Origin of the sequence: Sphingobacterium sp. JUb20 (genome assembly GCF_004342035.1) — a bacterium.
In the GTDB taxonomy this organism is placed as follows: Bacteria; Bacteroidota; Bacteroidia; order Sphingobacteriales; family Sphingobacteriaceae; genus Sphingobacterium; species Sphingobacterium anhuiense.
The window spans coordinates 174,793-200,504 of the sequence record NZ_SLYV01000010.1; the positions used below are offsets into that span (position 1 = coordinate 174,793).

21 protein-coding genes are annotated in these 25,712 nt (G+C 35.1%); 6 read left to right on the top strand and 15 right to left on the bottom strand.

All coding sequences use genetic code 11. The annotated features are described in order from the left end of the window. Positions 1-125: 125 nt before the first annotated feature. Complete coding sequence (locus EDF66_RS17745; protein ID WP_132844043.1) at positions 126-2,864, top strand: 2-oxoglutarate dehydrogenase E1 component; 2,739 nt, start codon at positions 126-128, stop codon at positions 2,862-2,864. A gap of 65 nt (positions 2,865-2,929) precedes the next feature. Then, positions 2,930-4,162 carry a 2-oxoglutarate dehydrogenase complex dihydrolipoyllysine-residue succinyltransferase gene (gene odhB, locus EDF66_RS17750; protein WP_021189746.1) on the top strand — a complete coding sequence of 411 codons (1,233 nt, stop codon included), beginning with the start codon at positions 2,930-2,932 and terminating at the stop codon, positions 4,160-4,162. A 106-nt stretch (positions 4,163-4,268) separates the two neighbouring features. Here odhB and EDF66_RS17755 read toward each other — a convergent pair whose 3' ends face one another. Then, positions 4,269-4,688, bottom strand: a complete 420-nt coding sequence (locus tag EDF66_RS17755) for a SufE family protein (protein WP_132844044.1) — start codon at positions 4,686-4,688, stop codon at positions 4,269-4,271. 15 nt (positions 4,689-4,703) lie between these two features. After that, positions 4,704-5,942 (bottom strand): cysteine desulfurase, encoded by a 1,239-nt coding sequence (locus EDF66_RS17760; RefSeq protein WP_207898676.1) that lies wholly within the window; start codon positions 5,940-5,942, stop codon positions 4,704-4,706. 182 nt (positions 5,943-6,124) lie between these two features. Between EDF66_RS17760 and EDF66_RS17765 the strand changes: the two genes are divergently transcribed. Then, positions 6,125-7,126 (top strand): acyl-ACP desaturase, encoded by a 1,002-nt coding sequence (locus tag EDF66_RS17765; protein ID WP_132771999.1) that lies wholly within the window; start codon positions 6,125-6,127, stop codon positions 7,124-7,126. Between the two features lie 64 nt (positions 7,127-7,190). On the opposite strand, the gene EDF66_RS17770 is transcribed toward EDF66_RS17765, so the two are convergent. From EDF66_RS17770 to EDF66_RS17805, 8 genes are all read right to left on the bottom strand, one after another. After that, positions 7,191-8,723 carry a peptide MFS transporter gene (locus EDF66_RS17770; protein WP_132844046.1) on the bottom strand — a complete coding sequence of 511 codons (1,533 nt, stop codon included), beginning with the start codon at positions 8,721-8,723 and terminating at the stop codon, positions 7,191-7,193. Positions 8,724-8,775: 52 nt separating this feature from the next. Then, entirely contained in the window at positions 8,776-10,542 is a 1,767-nt protein-coding gene (locus tag EDF66_RS17775; RefSeq protein ID WP_021189744.1) for a peptide MFS transporter, read from the bottom strand. A 182-nt stretch (positions 10,543-10,724) separates the two neighbouring features. Continuing rightward, positions 10,725-12,317: a peptide MFS transporter gene (locus tag EDF66_RS17780; RefSeq protein WP_021189743.1), complete on the bottom strand. Its 1,593-nt coding sequence runs from the start codon at positions 12,315-12,317 to the stop codon at positions 10,725-10,727. 61 nt (positions 12,318-12,378) lie between these two features. Further along, positions 12,379-13,962, bottom strand: a complete 1,584-nt coding sequence (locus tag EDF66_RS17785; RefSeq protein WP_132844047.1) for a peptide MFS transporter — start codon at positions 13,960-13,962, stop codon at positions 12,379-12,381. 343 nt (positions 13,963-14,305) lie between these two features. After that, on the bottom strand, positions 14,306-15,193 hold the full coding sequence (locus EDF66_RS17790) for a sugar phosphate isomerase/epimerase family protein (RefSeq protein WP_132772003.1): 888 nt from the start codon (positions 15,191-15,193) through the stop codon (positions 14,306-14,308). 31 nt (positions 15,194-15,224) lie between these two features. After that, positions 15,225-15,953 (bottom strand): (Fe-S)-binding protein, encoded by a 729-nt coding sequence (locus tag EDF66_RS17795; RefSeq protein WP_132772004.1) that lies wholly within the window; start codon positions 15,951-15,953, stop codon positions 15,225-15,227. Positions 15,954-15,977: 24 nt separating this feature from the next. After that, positions 15,978-17,276: an MFS transporter gene (locus tag EDF66_RS17800; RefSeq protein ID WP_132844049.1), complete on the bottom strand. Its 1,299-nt coding sequence runs from the start codon at positions 17,274-17,276 to the stop codon at positions 15,978-15,980. Positions 17,277-17,327: 51 nt separating this feature from the next. Continuing rightward, positions 17,328-18,644, bottom strand: a complete 1,317-nt coding sequence (locus EDF66_RS17805; protein ID WP_132844051.1) for a D-alanyl-D-alanine carboxypeptidase — start codon at positions 18,642-18,644, stop codon at positions 17,328-17,330. Positions 18,645-18,910: 266 nt separating this feature from the next. On the opposite strand from EDF66_RS17805, the gene EDF66_RS17810 reads away from it, so the two are divergent. From EDF66_RS17810 to EDF66_RS26115, 3 genes are all read left to right on the top strand, one after another. Then, the gene (locus EDF66_RS17810) at positions 18,911-20,035 is read left to right on the top strand and encodes a CofH family radical SAM protein (RefSeq protein WP_132772007.1); all 1,125 of its coding nucleotides are present in this window, start codon (positions 18,911-18,913) and stop codon (positions 20,033-20,035) included. A 5-nt stretch (positions 20,036-20,040) separates the two neighbouring features. Next, the gene (scpB, locus tag EDF66_RS17815; protein ID WP_132772008.1) at positions 20,041-20,601 is read left to right on the top strand and encodes an SMC-Scp complex subunit ScpB; all 561 of its coding nucleotides are present in this window, start codon (positions 20,041-20,043) and stop codon (positions 20,599-20,601) included. A 153-nt stretch (positions 20,602-20,754) separates the two neighbouring features. Then, entirely contained in the window at positions 20,755-20,925 is a 171-nt protein-coding gene (locus EDF66_RS26115) for a hypothetical protein (RefSeq protein WP_165902458.1), read from the top strand. Between the two features lie 119 nt (positions 20,926-21,044). Here EDF66_RS26115 and EDF66_RS17820 read toward each other — a convergent pair whose 3' ends face one another. The 5 genes from EDF66_RS17820 to EDF66_RS17840 form a co-directional block, all read right to left on the bottom strand. Next, positions 21,045-21,374, bottom strand: a complete 330-nt coding sequence (locus EDF66_RS17820) for a helix-turn-helix domain-containing protein (RefSeq protein WP_021189733.1) — start codon at positions 21,372-21,374, stop codon at positions 21,045-21,047. Positions 21,375-21,447: 73 nt separating this feature from the next. Beyond that, positions 21,448-22,818, bottom strand: a complete 1,371-nt coding sequence (locus EDF66_RS17825) for a Mur ligase family protein (protein WP_132844053.1) — start codon at positions 22,816-22,818, stop codon at positions 21,448-21,450. A gap of 4 nt (positions 22,819-22,822) precedes the next feature. Next, positions 22,823-23,665: a 50S ribosomal protein L11 methyltransferase gene (prmA, locus tag EDF66_RS17830; protein ID WP_132844055.1), complete on the bottom strand. Its 843-nt coding sequence runs from the start codon at positions 23,663-23,665 to the stop codon at positions 22,823-22,825. A 9-nt stretch (positions 23,666-23,674) separates the two neighbouring features. Then, positions 23,675-24,442 carry a triose-phosphate isomerase gene (gene tpiA, locus EDF66_RS17835; protein WP_132844056.1) on the bottom strand — a complete coding sequence of 256 codons (768 nt, stop codon included), beginning with the start codon at positions 24,440-24,442 and terminating at the stop codon, positions 23,675-23,677. Positions 24,443-24,448: 6 nt separating this feature from the next. Next, complete coding sequence (locus EDF66_RS17840) at positions 24,449-25,669, bottom strand: putative sugar nucleotidyl transferase (protein ID WP_132844058.1); 1,221 nt, start codon at positions 25,667-25,669, stop codon at positions 24,449-24,451. Positions 25,670-25,712 lie beyond the last annotated feature (43 nt).

Sequence of the window (25,712 nt, forward strand, 5' to 3'; positions counted from 1 at the left end):
AGTCAAATTTTTATTCACAATAAAAACAAGATTAAAATTGAAATTCGTTACTAAAATAATCAATCACAGTACCTAAAACTCTATTTTTATTCCTAACTTTGACACATTCATATTTTTTCAAATAGATGGACAAACTTACATATTTGAGTAACGCTGATTCGAGCTATATCGACGGCTTATATCAAGCGTACAAACAAGATCCAGAATCCGTAGATTTTGGATGGCAAAAATTTTTTGAAGGTTTTGACTTTGGTCAAAATGCTGGCGAAAGTGTTGGTGTTTCTGGAGATGCAACACCAGATCATGTTTTAAAAGAGATTAATGTCTTGAACATGATTAATGGCTACAGAGACCGTGGTCATTTATTTACGCAAACAAATCCGGTACGTGAACGTCGCAAATATTATCCTGGAAAAGAATTAGAGACATTTGGTCTTTCTGAAGCTGACATGAGCACAATCTTTAATGCTGGTGTAGAAGTTGGCTTAGGTCCTGCCAAATTAAAAGATATTAGACAATTAATTGAAGATACTTATTGTCGCTCAATTGGTGCAGAATTCAAATACATCCGTAACCCGGAAAAAATTAAATGGCTACAAGATCGTATGGAGGCTGATCGTAACAAGCCTACCTATTCTTTAGACATCAAAAAAAGAATCTTAGACAAATTAAACCATGCAGTTGCTTTTGAAAGTTTCTTAGGAACAAAATTCTTAGGTCAAAAACGTTTCTCTTTAGAAGGTGCAGAAAGTTTAATTCCAGCTTTAGATGCTGTTATCGAAAAAGGTTCTGAATTAGGTATCCAAGAATTTGTAATCGGAATGGCTCACCGTGGCCGTTTAAATGTACTAACAAATATCATGGGTAAACCTTACAAAACTGTTTTTTCAGAATTTGAAGGTAAAACTTATGCCGAAGACCCTGAAATTAACTTTGGTGGTGACGTAAAATATCACTTAGGCTATTCAACAGATGTTAAAACAGATGACGGTAAAACAATCCATTTGAGTTTAGCTCCAAACCCATCTCACTTAGAAACCGTAGATCCAATTGTTGAAGGTTTAGTTCGTTCAAAAATTGACATGAAATATGAAGGCGATTCTTCTAAAATCGCTCCTATTGCTATTCATGGTGATGCTGCTATCGCTGGTCAAGGTGTTGTATATGAAGTAACACAGATGTCCAAATTGGATGGTTATAAAACAGGTGGTACAATCCACATTGTCATTAACAACCAAATTGGTTTCACAACAAATTATAAAGACGCCCGTTCAGGTACATACTGTACAGATGTTGCAAAAATTACTTCTTCACCTGTGTTCCACGTGAATGGTGATGATGCTGAAGCTTTAGTATATGCCATTAAATTGGCAGTTGAATACCGTCAAAAATATAAAACTGACGTTTTCATTGATTTATTATGTTACAGAAGATTTGGTCATAATGAGGCTGATGAACCTAAGTTCACGCAACCATTACTCTACAAATTGATCGAAAAACATCCTAATCCAAAGGAAGTTTATGCTAAAAAATTAATCGAAGAAGGTAGTATAGATGAAGCTTATTCTAAAAAAATAGAAAAAGACTTCAAAGCAATTCTACAAGAGAAATTAGAAGAATCAAAAGAAGTTGTTAACTTAACAGAAGAAACTCCAATGTTCTCAGGCGCTTGGAAAGGTCTTCGTCCCGCTAAAAAAGGTGAGTCTTTCAAACCTGTAAAAACTAATGTATCGGATAAAACATTCTTACAGTTAGCAAAAGAAATTACAACACTTCCTAAAGATAAAAGCTTCTTCCGTAAAATCTCTCGCTTATTCGAAGATCGTGCAAAGATGATTGAAAAAGATTCTTACGATTGGGCAATGGGCGAATTAATGGCTTATGCTACATTATTAAATGAAGGAAGCCGCGTACGTATTTCTGGTCAAGATGTACAACGTGGTACATTCTCTCACAGACATGCTGTATTAACATTAGAAAATTCAGAAGAAACTTACACACCATTAGCAAATATCAATGGTGGAGATAAATTCTCAATCTACAACTCCCTACTTTCTGAGTATGCAGTATTAGGTTTCGAATATGGTTATGCTTCAGCTAACCCACATGCATTAACAATTTGGGAAGCACAATTTGGAGATTTCTACAATGGTGCACAGATTATTGTGGATCAGTATTTATCATCTGCAGAAACGAAATGGAAACGTTCTAATGGTTTAGTAATGTTATTACCTCACGGTATGGAAGGTCAAGGTCCTGAGCACTCTTCAGCTCGTATCGAAAGATTCTTAGAGCTTTGTGCGGACGAAAACTTGATCTTAGCAAACTGTACAACACCTGCAAATTACTTCCATTTATTACGCCGTCAACAAGTTCGTGAATTCCGCAAACCATTAGTAGCGTTTACTCCAAAATCGTTGTTGCGCCACCCTAAAGTTGTTTCTTCATTGAAAGATTTTACGACCAGCACTTTCCAAGAGGTAATTGACGATGCAAATGTAAATGCAAAAGATGTAAAACGTGTGTTGTTCTGCTCTGGTAAAGTATACTACGATTTATTAGAAAAACAAGAAGCTGATAAACGTAAAGATATTGCAATTGTGAGGTTAGAACAATTATTCCCTATTCCTGAGGAACAGTTGAAAGCTATCCGTAAAAAATACAACAAAGCAAAAGAATTTATTTGGGTTCAAGAAGAAAACGAAAACATGGGAGCTTGGTCTTACTACTGTCGTAAACTAATGAATACTGAAATTGCATTCACTGGATTTGTAGCACGTAAGGAAAGCGGTAGTACTGCTACTGGCTATATGAAACAGCACGTAGCACAACAAGCTAGCATTTTAAATAAATCATTCGAATAAAAACAATTTTTATCCAATTGCGTCTTTTATCAAAAAGACGCAATTGTCTGTAAAGAACATTATATATGAGCTTAGAAATTAAAGTACCAACCGTAGGTGAATCCATTACTGAGGTAACCTTGTCACAATGGTTGAAACAAGATGGCGATTACGTCGAAATGGACGAAAACATCGCTGAATTGGAATCTGATAAAGCAACTTTTGAATTACCAGCAGAAAAAGCAGGTATTTTAAGAATCATTGCTCAAGAAGGTGATACTTTAGAAATTGGTGCTGTAGTATGTACTATCGAAGAAGGTGGTGCTCCTGCTGGTGATGCAAAACCTGCAGCTGCTGCTTCTGAAGAAAAAGCTAGCACTCCTGCTGCAACAGCTAATGTTGCTGATGAGAATCCTGATTCTTATGCTGCTGGAACTGCTTCCCCTGCTGCCGCTAAAATTTTAAGAGAAAAAGGAATTGATCCTGCTACTATTAAGGGTACAGGTAAAGAAGGCCGTATTACAAAAGAAGATGCTGAAAAAGCACAAGTAGCTCCTAAAGCAGCTGCTCCTGCTAAAGAAGCACCAAAGGCTGCTGCTCCAGTTGCTGTAGCTGGTTCACGTAACGAACGTCGTGAAAAAATGACTTCATTGCGTAAAACAATTGCGAAACGCTTAGTTTCTGTTAAAAATGAAACAGCAATGTTAACAACTTTCAATGAAGTTAACATGCAACCGATCATGGATCTACGTGCTAAATACAAAGATACCTTCAAAGAAAAGCATGGTGTAGGTCTAGGCTTCATGTCATTCTTCACTAAGGCTGTTACAACAGCATTAAAAGAATGGCCTGCAGTAAACGCTAGAATTGAAGAAAATGAATTAGTATATTCCGATTTTGCAGATATTTCAATCGCAGTTTCTGCTCCTAAAGGATTAGTAGTTCCTGTTCTTAGAAATGCAGAGTCAATGTCATTACATGAAATCGAAAAAGGAATTGGCGCATTAGCTGTAAAAGCACGTGACAACAAATTAACGATCGACGAAATGACTGGTGGTACATTTACAATTACGAACGGTGGCGTATTTGGTTCAATGATGTCAACTCCGATTATCAATGCTCCACAATCTGCTATCCTAGGTATGCACAACATCATCCAACGTCCAGTTGCAGAGAATGGTCAAGTCGTTATCCGTCCAATGATGTATATCGCACTTTCATATGATCACCGCGTGATTGATGGTCGTGAGTCTGTAAGCTTCTTAGTACGTGTAAAACAGTTATTAGAGGATCCTGCTCGTTTGTTATTAGAAGTTTAATAACAAATAAAAGCTATTAAATAGAAAATCCCGATGAGAATAATTCTCATCGGGATTTTTTATTTAATAAAACTTAAACCCTTAACCTAATAGTGTTCTAATTTATTTACGCTCTTGCCTGCAAAGCCAAGGCGTACAATTTCATTTGTTTCACCATGGATAGCAATCCATTGGCACGAGTCGGCGAAAGATGTTCATTAAGACCGATCTGATTAATAAAATATAAATCAGCATCCACAATTTCTTTTGCTGTATGACCAGACAAAACCTTTACCATCAAACTCACCAAGCCTTTTGTAATGATTGCATCACTATCAGCAGTGAAATAAACTTTTCCATCTTTCACTTCAGGAAATAACCAAACTTTCGATTGGCATCCTTTAATGATGTAATCATCTTTTTTATGTTCTTCACTTATTAATGGAACTTCCTTTCCTAATTGAATGATATATTCATATTTCTCCATCCAATCTGTAAAAAAAGAAAAATCCTCAATTAACTCATCTTGTATTTCGTTAATAGTCATTACTATTTATATTTTTTAAACTAACATATTTGCAGCCCTCTTTAGACCAGCAACTAAAGTATCCACCTCTTGTTTCGTATTGTACAAGGCAAATGAAGCCCTTATTGTACCTGGAATACCGAATTTGTCCATAACCGGCTGCGCACAATGATGTCCTGTACGAACTGCAATTCCTAACTTATCTAAAATAACCCCAACATCATAAGGGTGAGTACCATCAATCAGAAAAGAGATTACCGAACTCTTATGAGCCGCTGTACCAATAAAACGGATTCCTGGTACAGTTTCCAATTGCTCTTGTGCGTAAGTCAATAATTCTTCCTCATAAGAAGCAATCTCATCAATACCGATAGCATTAATGTACTCAATAGCAGCATTTAAACAAATACCTGCTTCAATATTTGGTGTCCCCGCCTCAAACTTAAATGGTAATTCATTATACGTTGTCTTCTCAAAAGTCACTTCTTTAATCATATCTCCCCCACCCTGGTAAGGAGGGATAGCATTCAAAGCATCCTCTTTTCCATATAAAACTCCAATACCCGTAGGGCCATACATTTTATGTCCAGAAAAAGCAAGAAAATCGACATCTAGATCTTGTACATCAATTTTTATATGTTGAATAGCTTGAGCTGCATCTAATAAAACAGGAACATGATGTTCATGTGCTATAGCAATCATCTCTTTAATAGGATTGATCGTACCTAATGAATTTGAAACATAAGTAAAAGAAGCAATCTTAGTTTTTTCAGAGAACAACCCTTTATAAGCTTCGATATCCAGTTCCCCCTGCTCATTCATAGGAATAACCTTTAAAATAGCACCTTTCTCTTCACAGATCATCTGCCAAGGAACTATGTTCGAATGATGCTCCATTGCAGAAATAATGATCTCATCACCAGAACCAATATTCGCTTTACCAAAACAAGTCGCAATTATATTAATACTATGGGTAGTACCTGTAGTGATAATGACTTCATGCTCATGCTTAGCATTTATAAAAGACTGAATATTCCTTCTAGTCACTTCAAAAGCGTCCGTGGAAATTTGACTTAAATAATGAACTCCTCGGTGAACATTACTATTCATATCTGAATAATAATGAGTTATTGCATCAATAACAGACTGCGGCTTTTGAGTCGTCGCTCCATTATCTAAATAAACTAAAGGCTTTCCATTGACTTCCCTTTTAAGTATTGGAAAGTCTGCTCTTATCTTACTTACATCGAAATCTTTCAATTTGTTTTGCTCCATGATATGAGCAAAGTTAACAGTATTTTAGCGAAAAAATGTCTTCGTTATCTACTTTTTAAATATAGCGGTACATTTGTCCCAATTTTTTAATCCACCTCTATACTTGATTTTTATCACATAAACGTATAATCTTTTTTCTAATACAATTAATATTGAACCTATTTAATTATCTTTGTATTGATATGCAAGAATTACCTCTAAATTTACCCGAAGGCTCACGAAAAGAAGTTATGAGCTATTTGGAACCGTTCATGCTTAACGAGATGAGCGATTATTTAAAGCCTGTAGACGAAATGTGGCAACCTGCAGATTTTCTACCAGATGCTTCTAGAGATACATTTTTTGAAGAAATTAGAGATTTACAAGAGAGTGCAAGAGAACTTCCATATGATTTAGTTGCTGTATTAGTTGGTGATACGATTACAGAAGAAGCGTTACCTACATACGAATCGTGGTTAACCATGGTTGAGGATGTAGAGAAAAATGAACAAGGTGGCTGGATGAGATGGGTACGTGCTTGGACTGCTGAAGAAAATCGTCATGGTGATCTTCTGAACAAGTATCTATATTTATCAGGAAGAATTGATATGCGTCAATTCGAGATCTCAACACAATATTTAATAAAAGATGGTTTTGATATTGGTACCGGGGCAGACCCTTACCGTAACTTTATTTACACATCTTTCCAAGAATTAGCAACCAATGTTTCTCACCGCCGCGTCGCAGGTCTCTCCAAAAAGAGCGGTGATAAATTATTAGCAAAAATGTGCGGTGTTATTGCTTCAGATGAAGCACGTCATGCCAAAGCATATATGTCATTTATATCCCATGCATTAGTCGTTGACCCTAGTGAAGTAATGATTGCTTTTGAAGATATGATGCGTAAGAAAATTGTTATGCCTGCTCAATTCTTAAGAGAGTCTGGAGAACCACAAGGGGAAGCATTTGCGCACTTTTCTGATGCAGCACAACGTCTCAATATCTATACAGCAATTGATTATGTTGATATATTAAAAGAATTAAATGCTGATTGGAAAATTGATCAAGTGACCGGTTTAAATGAAAAAGGAGAAAAAGCGAGAGATTATCTAATGAGATTACCAGATCGCTTACTTAGATTAGCAGACAGAATGAAGGTTCCAGAAACGGAATATAAATTTAAATGGATCTACGATCAGAAATAATAAAAAAGCTCGATAATAAATTATCGAGCTTTTTTATTATTTCACAAAATTATGGAGAAGTAGATCATTTCACTCCCCCCATTAATTTCTTCACCAATGGTGATAAAGCAATTAAAACCACCCCGGCTATTAATGAATAAACCCCCAGTTGCTTATAGCTATCCGTATATGTGATTAATTTATCCGCCAAAGAATCACCTTCTCGAGCTTCAGCCATACTAGCTCCTATTAAACCCGCTACATATTGACCATAAGCACTAGCTAAAAACCACATCCCCATCATAATGCCCTGCAGCTTCCCTGGCGACAGTTTAGTCATAATAGATAAACCAATAGGCGATAAACACAATTCACCAACAGTGATCACTAAAAGCGCTAACGTAAAGATATCTAAAGATGCGATTCCATCCTGTGCGAAAAATTTAGTTCCAAATAATACGTAATAACCTAAACCTAGAAAAATAAATCCTAAACCAAATTTAATAATAGTATTCGGTTCCATCTTTCTTTTCGACAGCCAAATCCATAATAGTCCAAAAATTGGAGCCAAAATAATAATGAAAAATGCTCCTCCCGAATTATTAACGCCATTAGGATCTAAATGAAATAATCCACCTAACATGGAGTCATTCAAATTCTTTGCTGCAAAAATGCTCAATGAACCACCACTCTGTTCGTAAATTCCCCAAAAAATGATAGAAAATAAGATAAAGACCAAAGCGGCAATCAATTTATTTCTTTCGACCCTATTCAATTTTGTCATTTCATAGAACAAGTATATTAATGTCAATGGACCGATTAGGTACATAAAAATATCCGTATACTCCGTTTTAGAAACCATCACCTGCACTAACGGTATTAATAATAAAGTCGCTAGATAAACAGCATATTCTGCCCACTTAGGTAATGCCTTAACTTTAACAATAGCATCTGGATGTCCTGGCTTTAAACCGATAGGTCCTAAGTGAAACTTGGTAAAATGAAAATTAATGAGACTGATCAGCATACCAATAGCAGCTAGACCAAAAGCAACATTCCAACGATGTGCCTCATCAATTACTGAAGCTAGCATATACCCCTTTCCAATTGCAACACAAATGTACCCACCTAGGAATGCACCTAAGTTAATCCCAGCATAGAATAATGAAAATCCCGCATCTCTTCGATTATCATCCGAGCGATATAATTCACCAACCATTGTTGAAATATTTGGCTTAAAAAAACCCGTCCCGATAATGATAAATGCTAATCCGAAGAAGAAAAATTGATGTGGATCTGTTGCTAATAATGCACTACCTACAATCATCAAAGTACCACCCCAAAAAAGAGATTTTCTAAATCCTAATATTTTATCAGCAAATAAACCACCGATAAAAGTAAAAGCATATACAAAAGCCTGAGTCGCTCCGTATTGCAAATTTGCTTCCTTTTCTGCAAAATTAAGCTGCGTGATCATAAAGAAAACCAGCATACCCCGCATACCGTAAAAGCAAAAGCGTTCCCACATTTCCGAGAAAAATAAACTCCAAATCTGCTTTGGATATTTTCCTTCAAAATGTTGAACCTGTTCTAATGTTTGTTGTCCTTGTTTTGACATTTCGATTATTATTAAAAAGAGCTTCCTTTTTAGGAAGCTCTATCAGATTTCATTATTTAACACCGTGCATCAATTTTTTAATAATAGGATTAAATACCATTACTAACAAACCTGCTGCTGCTGGAATAGCAGTAAACAAAAAGAAGAAGTGACTTAAGGAATATTCCTGCTGAATAGTCTCCACTTGTCCACCTAATACGGCAGCAACTTTTTGCGCAATCGCAATAGCTAAATACCAGATACCAAACATAAAAGCCAGCATACGGCCCGGTACAAGTTTCGAAACATAAGAAAGACCTACCGGAGAGATAAATAACTCACCCAAAGTGTGGAATAAATAAGTAAGAATTAGAAAAATCATGGAGATTTTAACACCTTCACCAATTCCCCATGAGCCTAAACCAATGACCAAAAATCCAATCGCTACTAAAATTAAACCGTAACCATATTTCATCGCGGCAGAAGGATTATACTTAGACTCCCATAGTTTAGAAACCGTTGAAGCTAAAGCAATAATAAAAAAGGAATTTAATGTTGAGAACCAAGAAACAGTAATCTCCGAAGCTTCTTTAGAAAACTCATTTTTCAACATCCAGATTGCTGCACCCCAAATAAGTACAAAACAAATAATCAAAATGATATTAGATAAAGCAATTTTATTCCATGTCGCTTTTGCTAACTTGATTAATACCCAAGATATAAGTCCCAAAGGAACAATCGTTAATAACGCATTTACAATATTAAAAGTAGTCAAAGCAGCACCAGTTAAACTTCTATCGATATAATCCCGAGCAACTATAACCAATGAAGTAGCTCCCTGCTCAAAACTCATAAAGAAGAATATTAAAAAGAATGCTAGAAATACCACAGCTATCATTCTATCCCTTACAACTTTATCATATCGTCCTATACGAGATGCAATTAAATAGATGAAAAGAACTAAAGCAATAAAGATCATCAGGTATTGACCTCTCAGGAAAGGTAAGTCCAATGCACTAAACATATCTATAATACCATTTTTAGACAATGGATCATTAAAAGCATATAAAAATCCTATGATCGAGATAATAGCTATTAAGATGTAATCAAGAGAAGTAAAAGGATTTCTTTTGTCAGCATCTTCTAACAATTTATCTTCAGCACTTAAGTCTTTCGCTTTACCTAATATCCCTAGATTACCCATCAAAGGTTTAGCAAACACAAATTGTAATGTCCCTAAAAGCATAAAAATTCCGGCTAAACCAAAACCCCAGTGCCATCCTTGTGTTTCAGCAATATAACCACAAAGCATCATACCAAAAAATGCCCCTGCATTGACCCCCATATAAAAGATCGTATAAGCGCCATCTTTCTTTTCAGGTAGATCCTTATACATTTCACCTAATATGGATGGCATATTAGGCTTAAAGAAACCTGTACCGATCACCAAACAGGCTAAACCAATAAAAAACATCATCTGTGTATCAAATGCCATTGAAGCATGACCGATTGTCATGATAATAGATCCAATAATTACAGCTTTACGTGATCCAATATATTTGTCGGCAATAATACCACCCAAAATTGGAGTTAAATACAGCATCATCGCATATGTACCGTATAATGCACCGGCTTGTTCTGCACTCCATGCCCAGCCTCCTTTTAGAACTGCAGCAGTCAAAAACTGGATCAACAATACCCGCATACCGTAGAACGAAAATCGTTCCCACATTTCGGTAAAGAATAGGACAAATAATCCCGATCGTTGTCCTAAAACATTTGATTTATAAAAATCAGAAGTCGTCCCTCCTGAAAATGAAGCCTTAGATGCTTGACTCATATCAATAATTTAAATCTATTTATGCGTATTAAAAAAATGTATTAACAGTCTACAAAGAAACAAAAAACAATCGCATTTTTTACTGAATAATTGTATTATCTCTATTATAAGGCATCATTTAAAAACAAAAAGAGACGTCTCTACTGAAACGCCTCTTCTAAATATTATATAATGAGCACAGATTAATTGATACCGTGCATCATTTTCTTTAACACTGGGTTTAGAATTAATAAAATTAAAGCTGTAGCTGCTGGAACAATGGCAAAAATCATAAAGAAGTATGACATAGAATGTTCAGCAGTAATTTTATCAATATATGAACCTAAGTAACCACCTATAAAATTAGCGATTGCAGATGCACAGAACCAAAATCCAAACAATAGACCTAATAATTTCTTAGGAGATAGCTTACTTACATAAGATAGACCAACTGGCGATAAGCATAATTCTCCTGTAGAGTGAAAGAAATAAGCAATAATCAACCAGATCATACTCACAGTTGCAGTCTTAGCTCCCTGAGGTATTTCACTCGCTCCGTAAGCTAAAGCGGCAAAACCGACACCTACCAAAGCAAGTCCTAACGCAAATTTCACTGGACCTGATGGATTCCATACCTTTTCCCAAAACTTACTAAATGAATTTGCTAATGAAATGATAAAAAAAGCATTCAAGATTTGGAACCATGAAGCAGCTACTTCTGTTTCTGTAGCGCCAAATTCTCTAAAAACTTTCCATAAACCTAAACACCAGATAACTGCAAATGAAATTCCTGTAAATATAATAGTTAATGGGTATTGCTTATAGATACGTTTTGCTAATGCAAACAAGACAACACTAACAATAACCATCGGTGCAATGGTTAAAATGGTATCTATCCATTTAAAAGTAGTAGCTGTGTTTCCCGAAAGAACACGTTGTGTATAATCCTTAGCAAAAATAGACATTGATCCACCCGCTTGTTCAAATGCTAAAAAGAAAACGATACTCGCAATCATTAATATAGCAATTACGATCAATCGGTCTCTTACAACATGAGCAGGAATCACTTCTTCAGGTTCTTCTTCGTGATTTTTTATCTTTTGGTCATGAAAAGCTTTGGTAGCTTTTGGAGACTCACCAATGACACCAAAAATCTTCTGGGCAAAGTAGAATTGCAACATTCCAAAAAACATAAAAACACCAGCTAAACCAAATCCGTAGTGCCAGCCAACCTTCTCTCCAATATAACCACAGAGTAACATACCAAGAAAAGATCCCGCATTAATACCCATATAGAATATCGTGTATCCCGCATCTTTCTTAGCACTAGCATCTGGATAAAGATTTCCAACCATGGAGGAAATATTTGGTTTGAACATACCATTACCAAGAATCATTAAACCAAGGCCAACGTAAAAGAAATTTTGGTTTATCCCTTCAAAAGCCATAGATAAATGGCCCATGGTCATAATCAATGCACCAATTAAAATTGCTTTTTTAAATCCAGTCAACTTATCAGCTATCATTCCACCAATTAATGGTGTCAAATAAACCAAACCAGTATAAAGTCCATAAAGCTTCATGGCTTCCTCATTACTCCATCCCCATCCTTCATCAGCAAGAGAACTGATTAAGAATAATGTCAGTAAAGCACGCATGCCATAATAACTAAAACGTTCCCACATTTCGGTAAAAAATAGGACAAATAATCCCGCAGGATGTCCAATTACCATCTTATCGTCCACACCTTGTTTTTTCAAATGGATAACAAGAGCTTCATCTCTTTCTTGATACATATAATATATTAATAGGGTTATCTAAGTTTAAAATTTTAGCAAATTAACAAAAAGTTATGGATTAATGAATACCGTGCATCATTTTCTTAATCCCCGAACTACACAAAACCAATATTAAGGCAAATATAAAAGAAACAACGGTAAACATACCAAAGAAATAAGACATAGAGTGTGTTGCCGTAATATCATCTATGTAAGAACCTATAAAACCTCCTATAAAATTGGCAATCGCATTTCCGCAATACCAGATACCAAATAGAAGACCAATGACTTTCTGAGGCGATAATTTACTTACATAAGAAAGACCAACTGGTGATAAACAGAGCTCTCCAACTGTCTGAAGAAAATAAGCCAATACCAACCAGATCATACTCACTGAAGCTGTTTTAGCCCCTTGAGGGATAGCTAAACTGCCATAGGCCAACGCTGCAAAACTTAAACCAACAATTGCTAAACCTAAAGCAAGCTTTATAGGCCCCGAAGGATTCCAAACTCTTTCCCAGATACGACTAAAAGAGGTCGCTAAAGTGATGATAAAAAACGAGTTTAGCATTGGAAACCAAGAGACAGTAACTTCAGAACTCAACGAATTGAATTCCCTAAATAATTTCCAACCGCAAAGTATCCAGATAATTAAAAATGAAAGTGCCGAACATATGACAATAAGTGGATACTTGGACCAGATCTTTTTTGCTAACGCAAATAAAACGGCGGAAACGACGAGTATTGGAAATACCGTCAAAGCCGCATCGACCCATTTAAAAATGACCGCAGTATTTCCCTCGAGAACACGTTGAGTGTAATTCTTTGCAAAAATTGTCATTGATCCTCCAGCTTGCTCGAAAGCTAAATGAAAAATAATACTCGCAAACATAAAAATACCTATAACAATTAATCGGTCACGGGTTACATGTGCAGGTGTTTTTAACTCATTAGGGTCATCTATTTCTTTTACTGGATCAACTTGTTGCAATTGGGGCGAATCGCCTATAATTCCAAATATCTTTTGAGCAAAATAAAATTGCAACATACCCAAGAACATGAAAACACCTGCTAAGCCAAAACCAAAGTGCCAACCAACTTTCTCCCCGATATAACCGCATAACATCATACCCAAAAATGCACCACCGTTGATACCCATATAAAAAATAGTGTAACCGGCATCTTTCTTACTACTAGAATCGGGATATAATTTTCCAACCATCGAAGCAATATTGGGTTTAAACATTCCATTACCTAAAATCATAAGTACTAATCCTAGAAAGAAAAAATTAGAATTTATTCCTTCCAACGCCATGGAAGCGTGACCTATGGTCATCGTTAAGGCACCAATTAAAATTGCATTTTTATATCCAAGCAGGCGATCAGCAATTACTCCTCCGATGAGCGGAGTTAAAAACACAAAACCAGTATAAAGACCATACAGCTTCATCGCTTCAGCATTCGTCCATCCCCATCCCCCACTTGAAATTTCACTAATTAAGAAAATTGTCAGCAAAGCGCGCATACCGTAATAACTGAAACGTTCCCACATTTCAGTAAAAAATAAAACAAATAAACCCGCTGGATGACCTTTTACTAAAATGTTTTCTACTTGCAGCTGATGCAAATGCGTGGCAAGAGCATCATCTTTTACCTGACTCATATTTTTGGTTTGTTTTAATATTTGTTTTTCTTTAAATAAGGAGTTGCAAAATACTAATTTAATTCAGTTGCCGTATAAACAATCGAATTTTTCATAAAACTGTTTTTGCCTTATCTTAAGCATTTAAAAGTCATACTTCAACATGCTAGCGACATGAGAAAGATACTAAATGGTCTTAAAGTAATACAATGACACGCAGTTTCTTCACAGCTTAGAAAAATAATCATTCCCGCAGATAAGTCTAATAGAGATTTAAATTCAATAAAAAACCCTTTATTTATGCAAATGCATAAATAAAGGGTTTCAGCTATCTAAAAGTTTTGTACGCTATTATACTTAAGTATTAAATTGTTGGACGTAAACGCTCCAATAATTTTTTTGAAGCAAAAATACCTGCTTCTTCACTGATATTGCTTCCTTCGTATTCGATACCGATATAACCTTTAAATTTAGCATCTTTTACTATTTTAAGCATGCGTGCGTAATCAATTTGAGTTTCATTACCATTTGCATCAAAATCATGTGTTTTAGCACTCACCCCTTTGGCATACGGCATTAAATCCTGAACACCTTGATAACGATCATACTCATAAAAATTACCCAAATCAGGTAAACTTCCACAATTCTTTTTACCTACAGTTTTTAAAGTATCTGCTAACCAATCGCCATGTGATGAAATACCACCATGATTTTCAACGATAACACTTATTTTTGATTTTTTACCATAATCAGCCAAAGTAGATAAACTTTCTACTACAGCTTTTTTAACTTCTTCTGGAGTACCTTTACCAGCGGCATTTACACGTACTGCGTGACATCCCAAAAAGTTTGCCGCATCAATCCATTTATAGTGATTCTCAACAGCTTGCTTACGTTTAGTAGCATCTTCATCCCCTAAATTACCCTCGCCATCGATCATAATCAAAACGTTACGAACACCATTGTCTTTAGCGCGATTATTAAGATCTTTCAAATACGTCATATCTTGTGCTTTATCCTTAAAAAAAGCATTCACGTATTCAACTCCATAAATTCCGAATTTTTTTGCCGCTAATTCAGGAAAATCGATATTTTTAAGATCTCCCTTAAATAATGTTTTGTGCAATGACCACTCAGCTAATGAAATATCGAACCAGTTTTTAGGTGCTGCCAGCAAATCTAAGCTCGGCATTAAGGCCACTCCGGCAGCCGTTAAACCCAAATTTTTGAGAAAATCTCTTCTTGAATTCATAATTATAGTATTTAGTTTAAGTTCTTTATTTTTAAATATTACCCCAACCAGCTGTTAAAACATCAACCAGGTGAATAGTTTTTATTGGTAATCGATATTGATCGATATATGCTTGTAACTGAAGTAAGCATGAGGCATCTGTCGAAATAATGTAATCAGCATGCATATCCATGGCATTTTTTACTTTTTGCTCTGCCATAGCAGAAGAGATTCCTTCAAATTTTACTGAAAATGTCCCACCAAAACCACAGCAAACTTCACTATCCTTTACTTCTACCATTTCTAGACCAAGGACTTTACTTAATAAATGCCGCGGTTCATCTTTGATTTTACACTCTCGTAATGCTGAACATGCATCATGATAAACAGCAATCCCCTCTAACTCAGCACCAAAATAATCCTTCTTAACGACATTTACTAAAAAATCAGAAATTTCAAATATATTTTTCTGTATCGAACGACAGTGTGACTGCTCAATAGAGCCCGTGAATAAATCATTGTAACTATGCTTCACCATTCCGGTACATGATGCAGATGGCGAAACTATATAATGATCTGCACTAAAATCTTTTAAAAATTTTTGCCCAACAACTGTTGCCTCATCCCAAAAACCGGCATTATAAGCAGGTTGACCACAACATGTTTGTTCTGCGTTATAAGTAACTTCACATCCTGCTTTCTCTAACAGTCGAATAGTATTAAAAGCCGTTTCCGGATACAACTGATCTATAAAGCAAGGAACAAAAAGTTCAACTTTCATATGTTAATATTCTAAAATTTAAATTTAGGATTTATTGAACCGCAACAGACGAGCGAGCAGTAACAATCCAATTACAAAAAATAAAGATAAGGATAATGCCGAATATCTAATATTATGTGTCATTTGTTCAATCAGCGCAAACGAAAACAAACCCACCACAATTGCTAATTTCTCTGTAACATCATAAAAAGAGAAAAAAGCCGTTGTATCCTGTATACCTTCAGGAATTAATTTAGAAAATGTCGATCTTGAAAGCGATTGAATTCCTCCCATTACCAATCCAACCAAAGCTGCCAATATATAAAATTGAATTTCGGTTGTTAAAAAATAAGCAGAAATGCAGATACTGATCCAAATAACCACAACTAACATCAACACTCGAACATTTCCAATACGAGCTGAAATAGCCGACATAATAAATGCACCTGCAATTGCAACAAGTTGAATCAATAAAATAGTACCAATTAATTTAGTCGCGCCCAAATGCAATACCTTCTCTCCAAATGCCGATGCGACAATCATTAATGTCTGTACCCCTATACTGTAAAAGAAAAATGCGGGAAGAAATTTTTTGATCTCCTCTATCTGCTGAATATGCCCCCAAACTGAAGAAATTTCTGCTTTTACCTTGTTAATTAATGACAAACCCTCTCCTTTTCGGGTAGCCGGAATGTTAGGAAGATATTTGAAAGGAATAAGAGAAAATCCCAACCACCAAATTCCAACCATTAAAAAGGAAACCCTTGCCGGTAAAGAAGGATCAGTAATTCCAAACCAATCAGGTTTCAATACAATGATAAAACATAAAATCTGTAAGGTAACACAGCCCACATAACCATAGGAAAAACCTTGTGCACTCACCTTATCTTGCTGTTCCACAGAAGCGATAAGAGGAAGATAAGAATTGTTAAATAGAACACCGCCTATATACCCCATCGCCGCAATCACAAAACAAATAATACCAACTTCCAAAGTTTCCAGTTTAAAGAAAAAGAGTCCCATACATGCGACTGCTCCAGCAGTAGTAAAAAACTTCATAATTTGTTTCTTCTTGCCATTTGCATCTGCGTACGAAGAAATAAAAGGTAAAATCAATGCCATGACCAAATAAGCAAATGCTAAAGCAAAATTTGATAATGCCGTATTAACAAATTCAAACCCAAAGAACTTAACCACATCACCATGTTCTTTTGTATTGGTGATTGTTGTATAGTAAACAGGAAAAATCGTTGATGTAATAACCAGATTGTAAGCCGAATTAGCCCAATCAAACATGGCCCAAGAACGAATTAATTTTTTATTATCTTTTTTAATAACAGACATACTGAAGGTTTAGTCGATAAAAATAATAATTAAGCAGTATAAACTGAAATATTAATAATTCTGCCTGATATAAGTCATGATATTAACCATTTCCTTTCTAATAATCGCGCTTCTTTCATCAATAAAATTATTATTTAAAAAAGAAAAAGCAAGTTTTTTTCCAGACCGGGTTATTAAGTATCCACTTTGACAGTAAACTGATGTAATGGTTCCTGTTTTAGCAAACACAAATGGAACACCACGGTCAGTACTGTATGAACGTTTTAATGTACCATCAACGCCACCTGTAGAAAAAAGTTTAAATCGTTGAGATTCATCTGGAAGCTTATTTTTTATAGCCACTAAAACATCAATCATGTTTTGTGGCGTTATCTTATTATAAGAAGAGAGCCCAGATCCATCATGTAATACAATTTCATCCGAGTAATATTTAAAATAATGATCCTTCATCCAGTTGCGAACTAAATAAGTATCAAACATCTTAAATTTCTGTAGTGATATCATCATGAGAATTTGCTCAGCTAGGTAATTGTCACTAGGTAACATCATTTCACGTAAAACATACCGGGTAGCATTAGAGTAAAGAGTTTTTACCTCAGTTGGTTTACTATATTCAATGATCTGAATAGATTTATTTAAAGTGTCTGATAATAATCTAATGGCTAAAGTATCCGAATATTTAAAAGGAATTTCGTTAACATAGTTGGAAGGTACCTTTTCCCGAGATTGTAAGAATTGATTTTCAACAAATGATCTACTTAATGTAAACTTACCTTTATCTAAAGAAGGATCAATCGTTAACTTCTCCTGAAACAAGTATGGAACAAGCTTCAGACCATTGTTCGAATTCTCCCTAAAAGTAACGACATTTCCATAAATTGGAAATGTTGCAATTTCGGGTTGATAATAAGAATCAAAATCATCCATTGTCCAACCTGCAGCAAAAAAACGATTCTGCATAGGAGTTGGAATAAAGAACAGCTTTTTTTCTGTCTTCTTTAAAAAGTTGTAGACAACATGTGAATCCATTTTACTGTGTAAAAAAGTCGGATCACCTGTTCCCCAAAATAAGAGCGAATCACCTTTTTCAACATACTGTAACCCAGGAATTGAATCACCAAGCATTTCTAGAGCTGTATAAAGTGTAAAAACCTTAGTATTAGAAGCCGGTGTAAAATGCTTGTGACCATTAATATCAACAACATAACGATTACTGTCTAAATCGTATAAGGAAAATCCAAAAAAATGATCATTAAGTATTTGAGATTGCTGCAATTTAGCGTAAACATCACTAAACACCTGGGCATTAACATTATAAATATTAATAACTAAAATTAAAACAATAAATATTCTCTTAAAAAATTCCATCCCTGTAAAACTACGAAAATTGAGACATAATACTGGTTTTACTTATTTCCCTCATGGCCATAAATGAGCATGAAGGAAACAGCCAAACAATTATTATTTAACCTAAGTAAACATTCGCTTTCAATATAAAAACAAGCAGAAAGCTATTACACTAAAAAACATTGCTTAATTAATGATCAGCTACTTCAAACATTTCGTATGAGTATTAATGAAAACTTACAGACAATCAATAAATATAAAGTAAAAGGTCCTTATATTTGTTCTTAATGAATGTAAGCAATTTATTAGAAAAAGCCTTAAAATTTGAGTTCTTAACCAAAGAAGAAGGCATATATTTATATCATAATGCAGCCACAGCTGATCTAAGCTATGTTGCAAATGAATTACGTAAAATTCAAGTACCTCATGGAAAGGTAACTTGGCAAATCGATCGTAATGTAAATACCACAAATGTTTGTATTGCAAACTGCAAATTCTGTAATTTCTTTCGCAGACCTGGCCATGAAGATAGTTACATCACAGATCTTGAAACATACAAACAGAAGATTGAGGAAACCTTTATGTACGGGGGAGATCAATTATTGTTACAGGGGGGACATCACCCGGATCTTGGTTTAGAATTTTATGCGACTATTTTTAAACAATTAAAGGAGCTCTATCCAACATTAAAACTCCATGCTTTAGGTCCTCCAGAAATTGCCCATGTTGCTAAACTAGAGAATCTATCTCATATTGAAGTATTAAAAGCCCTAAAGGAATCCGGATTAGATTCATTACCAGGAGCTGGTGCAGAAATCTTAAATGATCGTGTACGACGCCTTATATCAAAAGGGAAATGTGGCGGTAAAGAATGGTTAGATGTAATGCGTGCAGCACATCAAATTGATCTCCCAACCTCAGCAACAATGATGTTTGGTCATATCGAAACAATTGAAGAACGTTTCGAGCATCTTGTCTGGATTAGAGAAGTTCAAACTGAAAAGCCTGAAAACCACTTCGGTTTTGTAGCATTTATTCCTTGGCCATTTCAAGATGATGGTACTTTACTAAAAAGGCTCAGAGGCATTACAAATGACGTAACCGGGGAAGAATATATCCGTATGATTGCTTTAAGCAGAATCATGCTTCCAAATATTAAAAACATTCAAGCTTCTTGGTTGACCGTAGGTAAACGAACTGCTCAATTATGCCTACACGCCGGTGCTAATGATTTTGGTTCCATCATGATCGAGGAAAATGTAGTATCCGCTGCTGGAGCTCCGCATAGATTTACAGCAAAATCTATTCAACAAGCGATCAAAGAAGCTGGATTTGAACCCCAACTGAGAACGCAGCGTTATGAGTTCCGCGAGCTTCCTGAACATATGGTAGAACAAGTCATCAATTACTAAAATCAGTGAAGGATATTATTCGTAACATAGAAGCAATTATATATGCTTCGGAAGACGGCATTACGTCGCAAGATATCAAACATGTATTGCAAGAAGCTTTAGCGATCGAAATTTCAAAAGATGAATTGCAAAATTTAATAGATAAGATCATCATTAAGCATCAAAGCGAAGATGAAGTGTTGGAATTAAAAGTGATTAATAACAGCTACCAATTTTTGACAAAATCAACTTACCATGAAACGATCAATCAATTACAGTTGCATCGGGACAAGAAAAAGTTAAGTCAGGCGGCATTGGAAACTTTAGCAATCATTGCATATAGACAACCTATTACAAAGCTAGAAATCGAACAGATAAGAGGTGTGAGCTGTGACTACTCCGTTCAACGACTTTTAGAAAAAAAACTAATTCAGATTGCTGGGAAGTCAGATTCAATAGGAAAACCTCTGCTGTACAGCACAAGTGCTCAATTTATGAACCACTTCGGCATTAATGGTGTAAGAGACCTACCACAACTTAAAGATATCGTTTCTGTAGACAATGAAATTGGTGAGGTCGTCGAATAACGACATTAGTAATTTTGCTCCGCATTTACAAATCAACGAATAACACTAATAATCAATCTTTTAGATTGATTATTTTTTTTCAAAAAAAGTTTAAAGTTCGAATTTTGTTATATAATTTTACATTATTAAATAAGCAAAAAAAAATATAATTTTATGAACACGGCAATGATGAAAAGTGAATCTATGAATGTAGAAGATGATAAATTTGGTTCATTTAATGGACCTGATGATGATTCTGATGATATCTTAGAAGATGACTTTAATTTAGAAGACATTGACTCTATTGGAGAATTTGACGATTTCGGAGACGAAGACGAATTTTAATCCAAATCAATCACAAAGATCTATAGAAAACAACTTACGTTGTCAGTCAAAAAGTAAGAAGGCTTGCAGATTAATATCTGCAAGCCTTTATTTTATTCATTCCCAAAATTGAATAAAACCTATTTCTTATGCAATTGCTCGTAAAGATCAATAACTTTCTTTTGCAACTCGATAACTTCAGTTTCACGGGATTGCAATTTTTTAGTTAATTCTGCCAATTCATTGATAGCTTCTTTATCCTCTTCCATATCGGAAGTTGATAAAAGCTGAACTACTGACAAATTAAATAATTTCGAAATTTGATTTAAGCGAGAAAGGTTAACATCTGTAATTCCTGTTTCAATTTTTGAAAAAGCTGGAATTGAGATATCTAATCTCTTTGCAACATCCTCTTGGCTCCACCCTTTTTGGTGTCTCAGTAGTCTAATTTTTTTTCCTAGTGCATTCATTTGGTAGATTTTTTTATTTACAAAACAAATATAAAATAAAAAATCTTTTATTCAAAGTGTTAAGGCAATTTTATTAATAATTCTTAAAAAAATGATCCGCCAGCTCGGTCAAATTAACCCCACTGTAATTGCCAGAACTCATCAGCAATAAATTATTGCCTTTTGATTTAAAATTCTCAAGGAAATCGTAGAGATCACCTAAATTCGTCACAATGTCCACGTCTGATCGATTGAACGCGTTTCGGATGTCTTCCAATAGATGTGTAGTACACTTATTTACCTCCTTAATTGATTCCATATTTATAAAAACAACCGGAAGATCCGCTTCATTCATCGTATCTTTATATTGACTGACAAATTTCTCATCCAAACTGTCATAAGCGTTTAATTCAATTATTGCTACCAACTTTTGACTTGGAAATTGCTCTTTAATAGCATGAATACTTGCTTTCAGTTTCTTAGGAGTATGAGCAAAATCCTGATAAACAACAGATCCCTCGAAACTTGCTACAAATTCCAGATAACGAATTGAACTCTTAAAAGTTTTTATGGCGTCAAAGAAATCCTCCTTCTTAATACCAAGCCACTCACAAACCGTATATGCCCCAGCAATGTTTGAAAGGTTATGCTTCCCAAATACCTGCAAAGGAATATCACCTTTTACGGACTTAATATATGTGGTACCTTTATTAATAGCATATTCAGGAATCTGATATCCATGCCGATTAATTTTACAAGATTTAGTATCTGTTATAATCTTTTGCAGATATTTATCTTCTTTGTTATAAATCAGAGTTCCCTTAGACTCTATCGTATTAATAAAGTCTTCAAACTGTTTTAAATAGTTATCGAAAGTTATTGTCGTGCTATATTCGTTCCAATTTATACCGCTAATCAAGGCAATATTTGGTTTATAAAACATAAACTTTGACTTATTGCTCAAGCTAGAAGCTACATTTTCATCACCCTCGATTAATATAATTTTGTTTATTTTTGTAATTTCGATCAAATTATCAAAACCTTCAAGTTGCGCTCCAACTAAATAATCAAAAGGTCTTTCAAGAGTTTTTAAAACATGCATGATCATACTCATGATCGTAGTCTTACCATAACTACCTGCTATGATCACCCTCGTTTTATCTTGAGAAAGTTCTTGAATAAATTCGGGAAATGAATAAATCTTTAACCCTAACTCCTGCGCTTTTATAAGCTCAGGGTTATTGATAAGTGCATGAGCTCCTAAAATTACAGCATCAATATCATCGGTAATTTTTTCGTCAAACCACCCTAGTTGCTCAGGCAATAAACCTGCATCAATGAGATGACTACGGGAAGGTTCCACAATCTGATCATCAGACCCAGAGACCTGATGCCCCTGCCTTTCCAAAGAAATAGCAAGGTTATGCATGATACTTCCTCCTATCGCAATAAAATGTATGCGCATATTATTATTTTACTTTCACGAACTTAGCCGAGCACCAGTTGTCCATTACTTTATTGGAAACAAACTCAAAACCTACAGCTTCTGCACTCGTTCTCAAAATTGATAAATCTTCCCCATCAAAAAAACCACTAATATACAACTCTCCGTTTAATCGAAGAGACTTGCTATACTGCGGAAATTGTTCCAACAATATATTACGGTTTATATTAGCTAAAATGATGTCAAATTCCCGACCTATTATTGTTTCATATGAACCTAATTTTGATTCTATATTACTAACGTTATTCAGTAACTTATTTTCCTCAACACTAGCGATACAAACATCATCAAAATCTACAGCAAATACATGTCTTGCTTCTTTTTGTGATGCTAAAATAGCCAATATACCTGTACCGCAACCCATATCCAAAACTTCTTTATCCTGAAAGTTATTTTCAAGGATATAACGAAGTATCATAGTTGTGGTCTGGTGATGCCCCGTACCAAACGACATCTTAGGATCTATTATTATTTCATAACGAATTTCCGGTTTAGCCGGATGAAAATTAGCTCTGACATAACAATCATTATCAATTAAAATCGGGCTAAAGTTACTTTCCCATAACTTATTCCAATTTTGATCTTGTATATCCACCACTTCATAACGAACCTCGAAACCGTCTTCTTGTTGAAGAATAACTGTTTCCAATGCCTGAAGATCAAGGTTTGCAGTTGGAATAAAAGCTGCAAACCCTGTCTCAGTATCTTCAAAAGTATCAAAACCTATATCAGCTAGCTCGGCAATAAACAAATCCTGTTGCCACTCTTCCCCTACTATTCGCGTAAATATTACCTCACTATATTTCATAATAGATTTTTACTTATTAAAAACTTTAACGATATCTAAGAAGTCTCTTGATTTTAAAGAAGCTCCACCGATCAATCCACCATCAATATCAGCTTGTGCAAACAATTCACCTGCATTTTTAGGGTTACAGCTTCCTCCATATAAAATACTAGTCTCATCCGCAACAGATTGATCATAATGAGCCGCTACAGTAGCACGAATAAAAGCATGAACTTCTTGAGCTTGCTCTGGAGAAGCTGTTAAACCAGTACCGATAGCCCAAACTGGCTCATAAGCCAACACAACTTTCGCAAACTCCTCTTTGGATAGATGAAACACCCCTTCTGCCAATTGTGTTTTTATAATATCAAAAAACTTTCCAGACTCTCTTTCCTCTTTAGTTTCACCAATACAGAAAATTGGTAACAAATCATGCTTTAACGCAGCATCAACCTTCTCACTTAATAAGGCATTTGTTTCTCCAAAATAAGCTCTACGCTCCGAATGTCCCAATATAACATAATCAGCACCTACAGATTTAACTTGACTTGCAGAAATTTCTCCTGTATAAGCTCCAGATGCAGCCTGGTGGATATTTTGTGCACCTACAGCAACATGAGAAGCCGTCTTTGCCAATTGCGCAATACTATGTAAATGAATAAATGGGCTACAAACAACGACTTGTTGGTCACCAACAATTTCATCTTTAGCCATATTCACAACTTCAGAGAACAAGCTAACTCCATCCTGATAATCCAAATTCATTTTCCAGTTTCCTGCTACAATTTTCTTACGCATAATACTTTAGTTTTTAAATGTTGATTGATTAATTTCTATAATTCTTTCAATTAGTCTCTTGTCTAATCTTTTATTTTTTGATAAAAATACAACTTCTAAATCAGAAATAAACTTTTGAAGTTGATAAGCTTCCTTTATGTCCCCGTATAGCCAAGTAAATGACGGAACAAATTTAGGATAAAAATCCGTCAATGCTAACATACATCCTGTACCAATAACAGTTCCGGTATTAAAAGCTGACTGTATTCCAGATCGACTGAAATCTCCCATATATAAACCACACTTCATCAATCCTGTATCACGCAATCCTTTCGATAAATAATCATAAAGCTCAACAGGAGATAAATTATTCTTCAAGTTTGAATTTGTTGTGCCCGCACCAAGGTTACACCAATCACCAATCACCGAACAACCCAAATATCCGTAATGCCCTTTTGCACTAAAATCCCCGATACTTGAGTTCGCGATCTCCCCTCCTACTACTGCACATTCACCAATTGAAACATTTCCGTAAATCGTTGTCCCCATCTTAACAACAGCATGCTTTCCAATATACAATGGTCCTCTTAAATTAGCCCCTTCCATAACGACAGCACCCTCTTCTATATAAATTGGACCTGTCTTTGTATTCAGAGTCACACATTCCATCTCAACGAAATTACCGATATACAATTGATCACCAATCACCGTATTGCTCTCAGAATAAAGTGCACCTGAAAAATGTTTTGTCAAGATCTCAAAATCACGTATAATCTCCGGACCAACATGTAAATACAGATCTTCTATAAATCGGACACGAATGAGGGTCTCATCAAAAGGTATATGGGCCACCCTCACTTTAGAAGGCTCGTCAAAATCAGCCCTTAATGCAAGTAGATCATTACCAGACTTAAGAAACTGGCCCTTCGACAACGAAATTAATTTTTCAAGAAAGGATTCATTGGGAATAACATTTACAGACACAAAGTAGAGTTCCTCTGCTTCATAAGATGATAATGCAATCTGTTCATCGATAGATAAAGAATTGTCTAAGCAATCATATAAAACAACAGCATCTAAAGCATGTTTCCACTTTTCAAACAAGGGAAGTATTCCAATACGTAATGAAGCGGTAGGTTTAACTTCTGTAAAGGGCCACAAAGAATCAGAGTTAAATAGATCCCCTAATCCATTAAAACATTGTAAGTACCTTGACTCTGTTGACTGATCAAATAAGATAACTATCACCCTATAAAAATAACAAAAAAAACTCGATAATGGATATTATCGA

Excerpts from the sequence above, each read along its gene's own strand:
- EDF66_RS17825 (WP_132844053.1), bottom strand. The coding sequence starts at position 22,818 with ATGCGCATACATTTTATTGCGATAGGAGGAAGTATCATGCATAACCTT.
- tpiA (WP_132844056.1), bottom strand. The coding sequence starts at position 24,442 with ATGCGTAAGAAAATTGTAGCAGGAAACTGGAAAATGAATTTGGATTAT.
- EDF66_RS17800 (WP_132844049.1), bottom strand. The coding sequence starts at position 17,276 with ATGTCTGTTATTAAAAAAGATAATAAAAAATTAATTCGTTCTTGGGCC.
- EDF66_RS17745 (WP_132844043.1), top strand. The coding sequence starts at position 126 with ATGGACAAACTTACATATTTGAGTAACGCTGATTCGAGCTATATCGAC.
- EDF66_RS17810 (WP_132772007.1), top strand. The coding sequence starts at position 18,911 with ATGAATGTAAGCAATTTATTAGAAAAAGCCTTAAAATTTGAGTTCTTA.
- prmA (WP_132844055.1), bottom strand. The coding sequence starts at position 23,665 with ATGAAATATAGTGAGGTAATATTTACGCGAATAGTAGGGGAAGAGTGG.
- EDF66_RS17770 (WP_132844046.1), bottom strand. The coding sequence starts at position 8,723 with ATGTCAAAACAAGGACAACAAACATTAGAACAGGTTCAACATTTTGAA.
- EDF66_RS17780 (WP_021189743.1), bottom strand. The coding sequence starts at position 12,317 with ATGTATCAAGAAAGAGATGAAGCTCTTGTTATCCATTTGAAAAAACAA.
- EDF66_RS17760 (WP_207898676.1), bottom strand. The coding sequence starts at position 5,942 with ATGGAGCAAAACAAATTGAAAGATTTCGATGTAAGTAAGATAAGAGCA.
- odhB (WP_021189746.1), top strand. The coding sequence starts at position 2,930 with ATGAGCTTAGAAATTAAAGTACCAACCGTAGGTGAATCCATTACTGAG.
- EDF66_RS17755 (WP_132844044.1), bottom strand. The coding sequence starts at position 4,688 with ATGACTATTAACGAAATACAAGATGAGTTAATTGAGGATTTTTCTTTT.
- EDF66_RS17775 (WP_021189744.1), bottom strand. The coding sequence starts at position 10,542 with ATGAGTCAAGCATCTAAGGCTTCATTTTCAGGAGGGACGACTTCTGAT.
- EDF66_RS17805 (WP_132844051.1), bottom strand. The coding sequence starts at position 18,644 with ATGGAATTTTTTAAGAGAATATTTATTGTTTTAATTTTAGTTATTAAT.
- EDF66_RS26115 (WP_165902458.1), top strand. The coding sequence starts at position 20,755 with ATGAACACGGCAATGATGAAAAGTGAATCTATGAATGTAGAAGATGAT.
- EDF66_RS17820 (WP_021189733.1), bottom strand. The coding sequence starts at position 21,374 with ATGAATGCACTAGGAAAAAAAATTAGACTACTGAGACACCAAAAAGGG.
- EDF66_RS17765 (WP_132771999.1), top strand. The coding sequence starts at position 6,125 with ATGCAAGAATTACCTCTAAATTTACCCGAAGGCTCACGAAAAGAAGTT.
- EDF66_RS17790 (WP_132772003.1), bottom strand. The coding sequence starts at position 15,193 with ATGAATTCAAGAAGAGATTTTCTCAAAAATTTGGGTTTAACGGCTGCC.
- EDF66_RS17795 (WP_132772004.1), bottom strand. The coding sequence starts at position 15,953 with ATGAAAGTTGAACTTTTTGTTCCTTGCTTTATAGATCAGTTGTATCCG.
- EDF66_RS17785 (WP_132844047.1), bottom strand. The coding sequence starts at position 13,962 with ATGAGTCAGGTAAAAGATGATGCTCTTGCCACGCATTTGCATCAGCTG.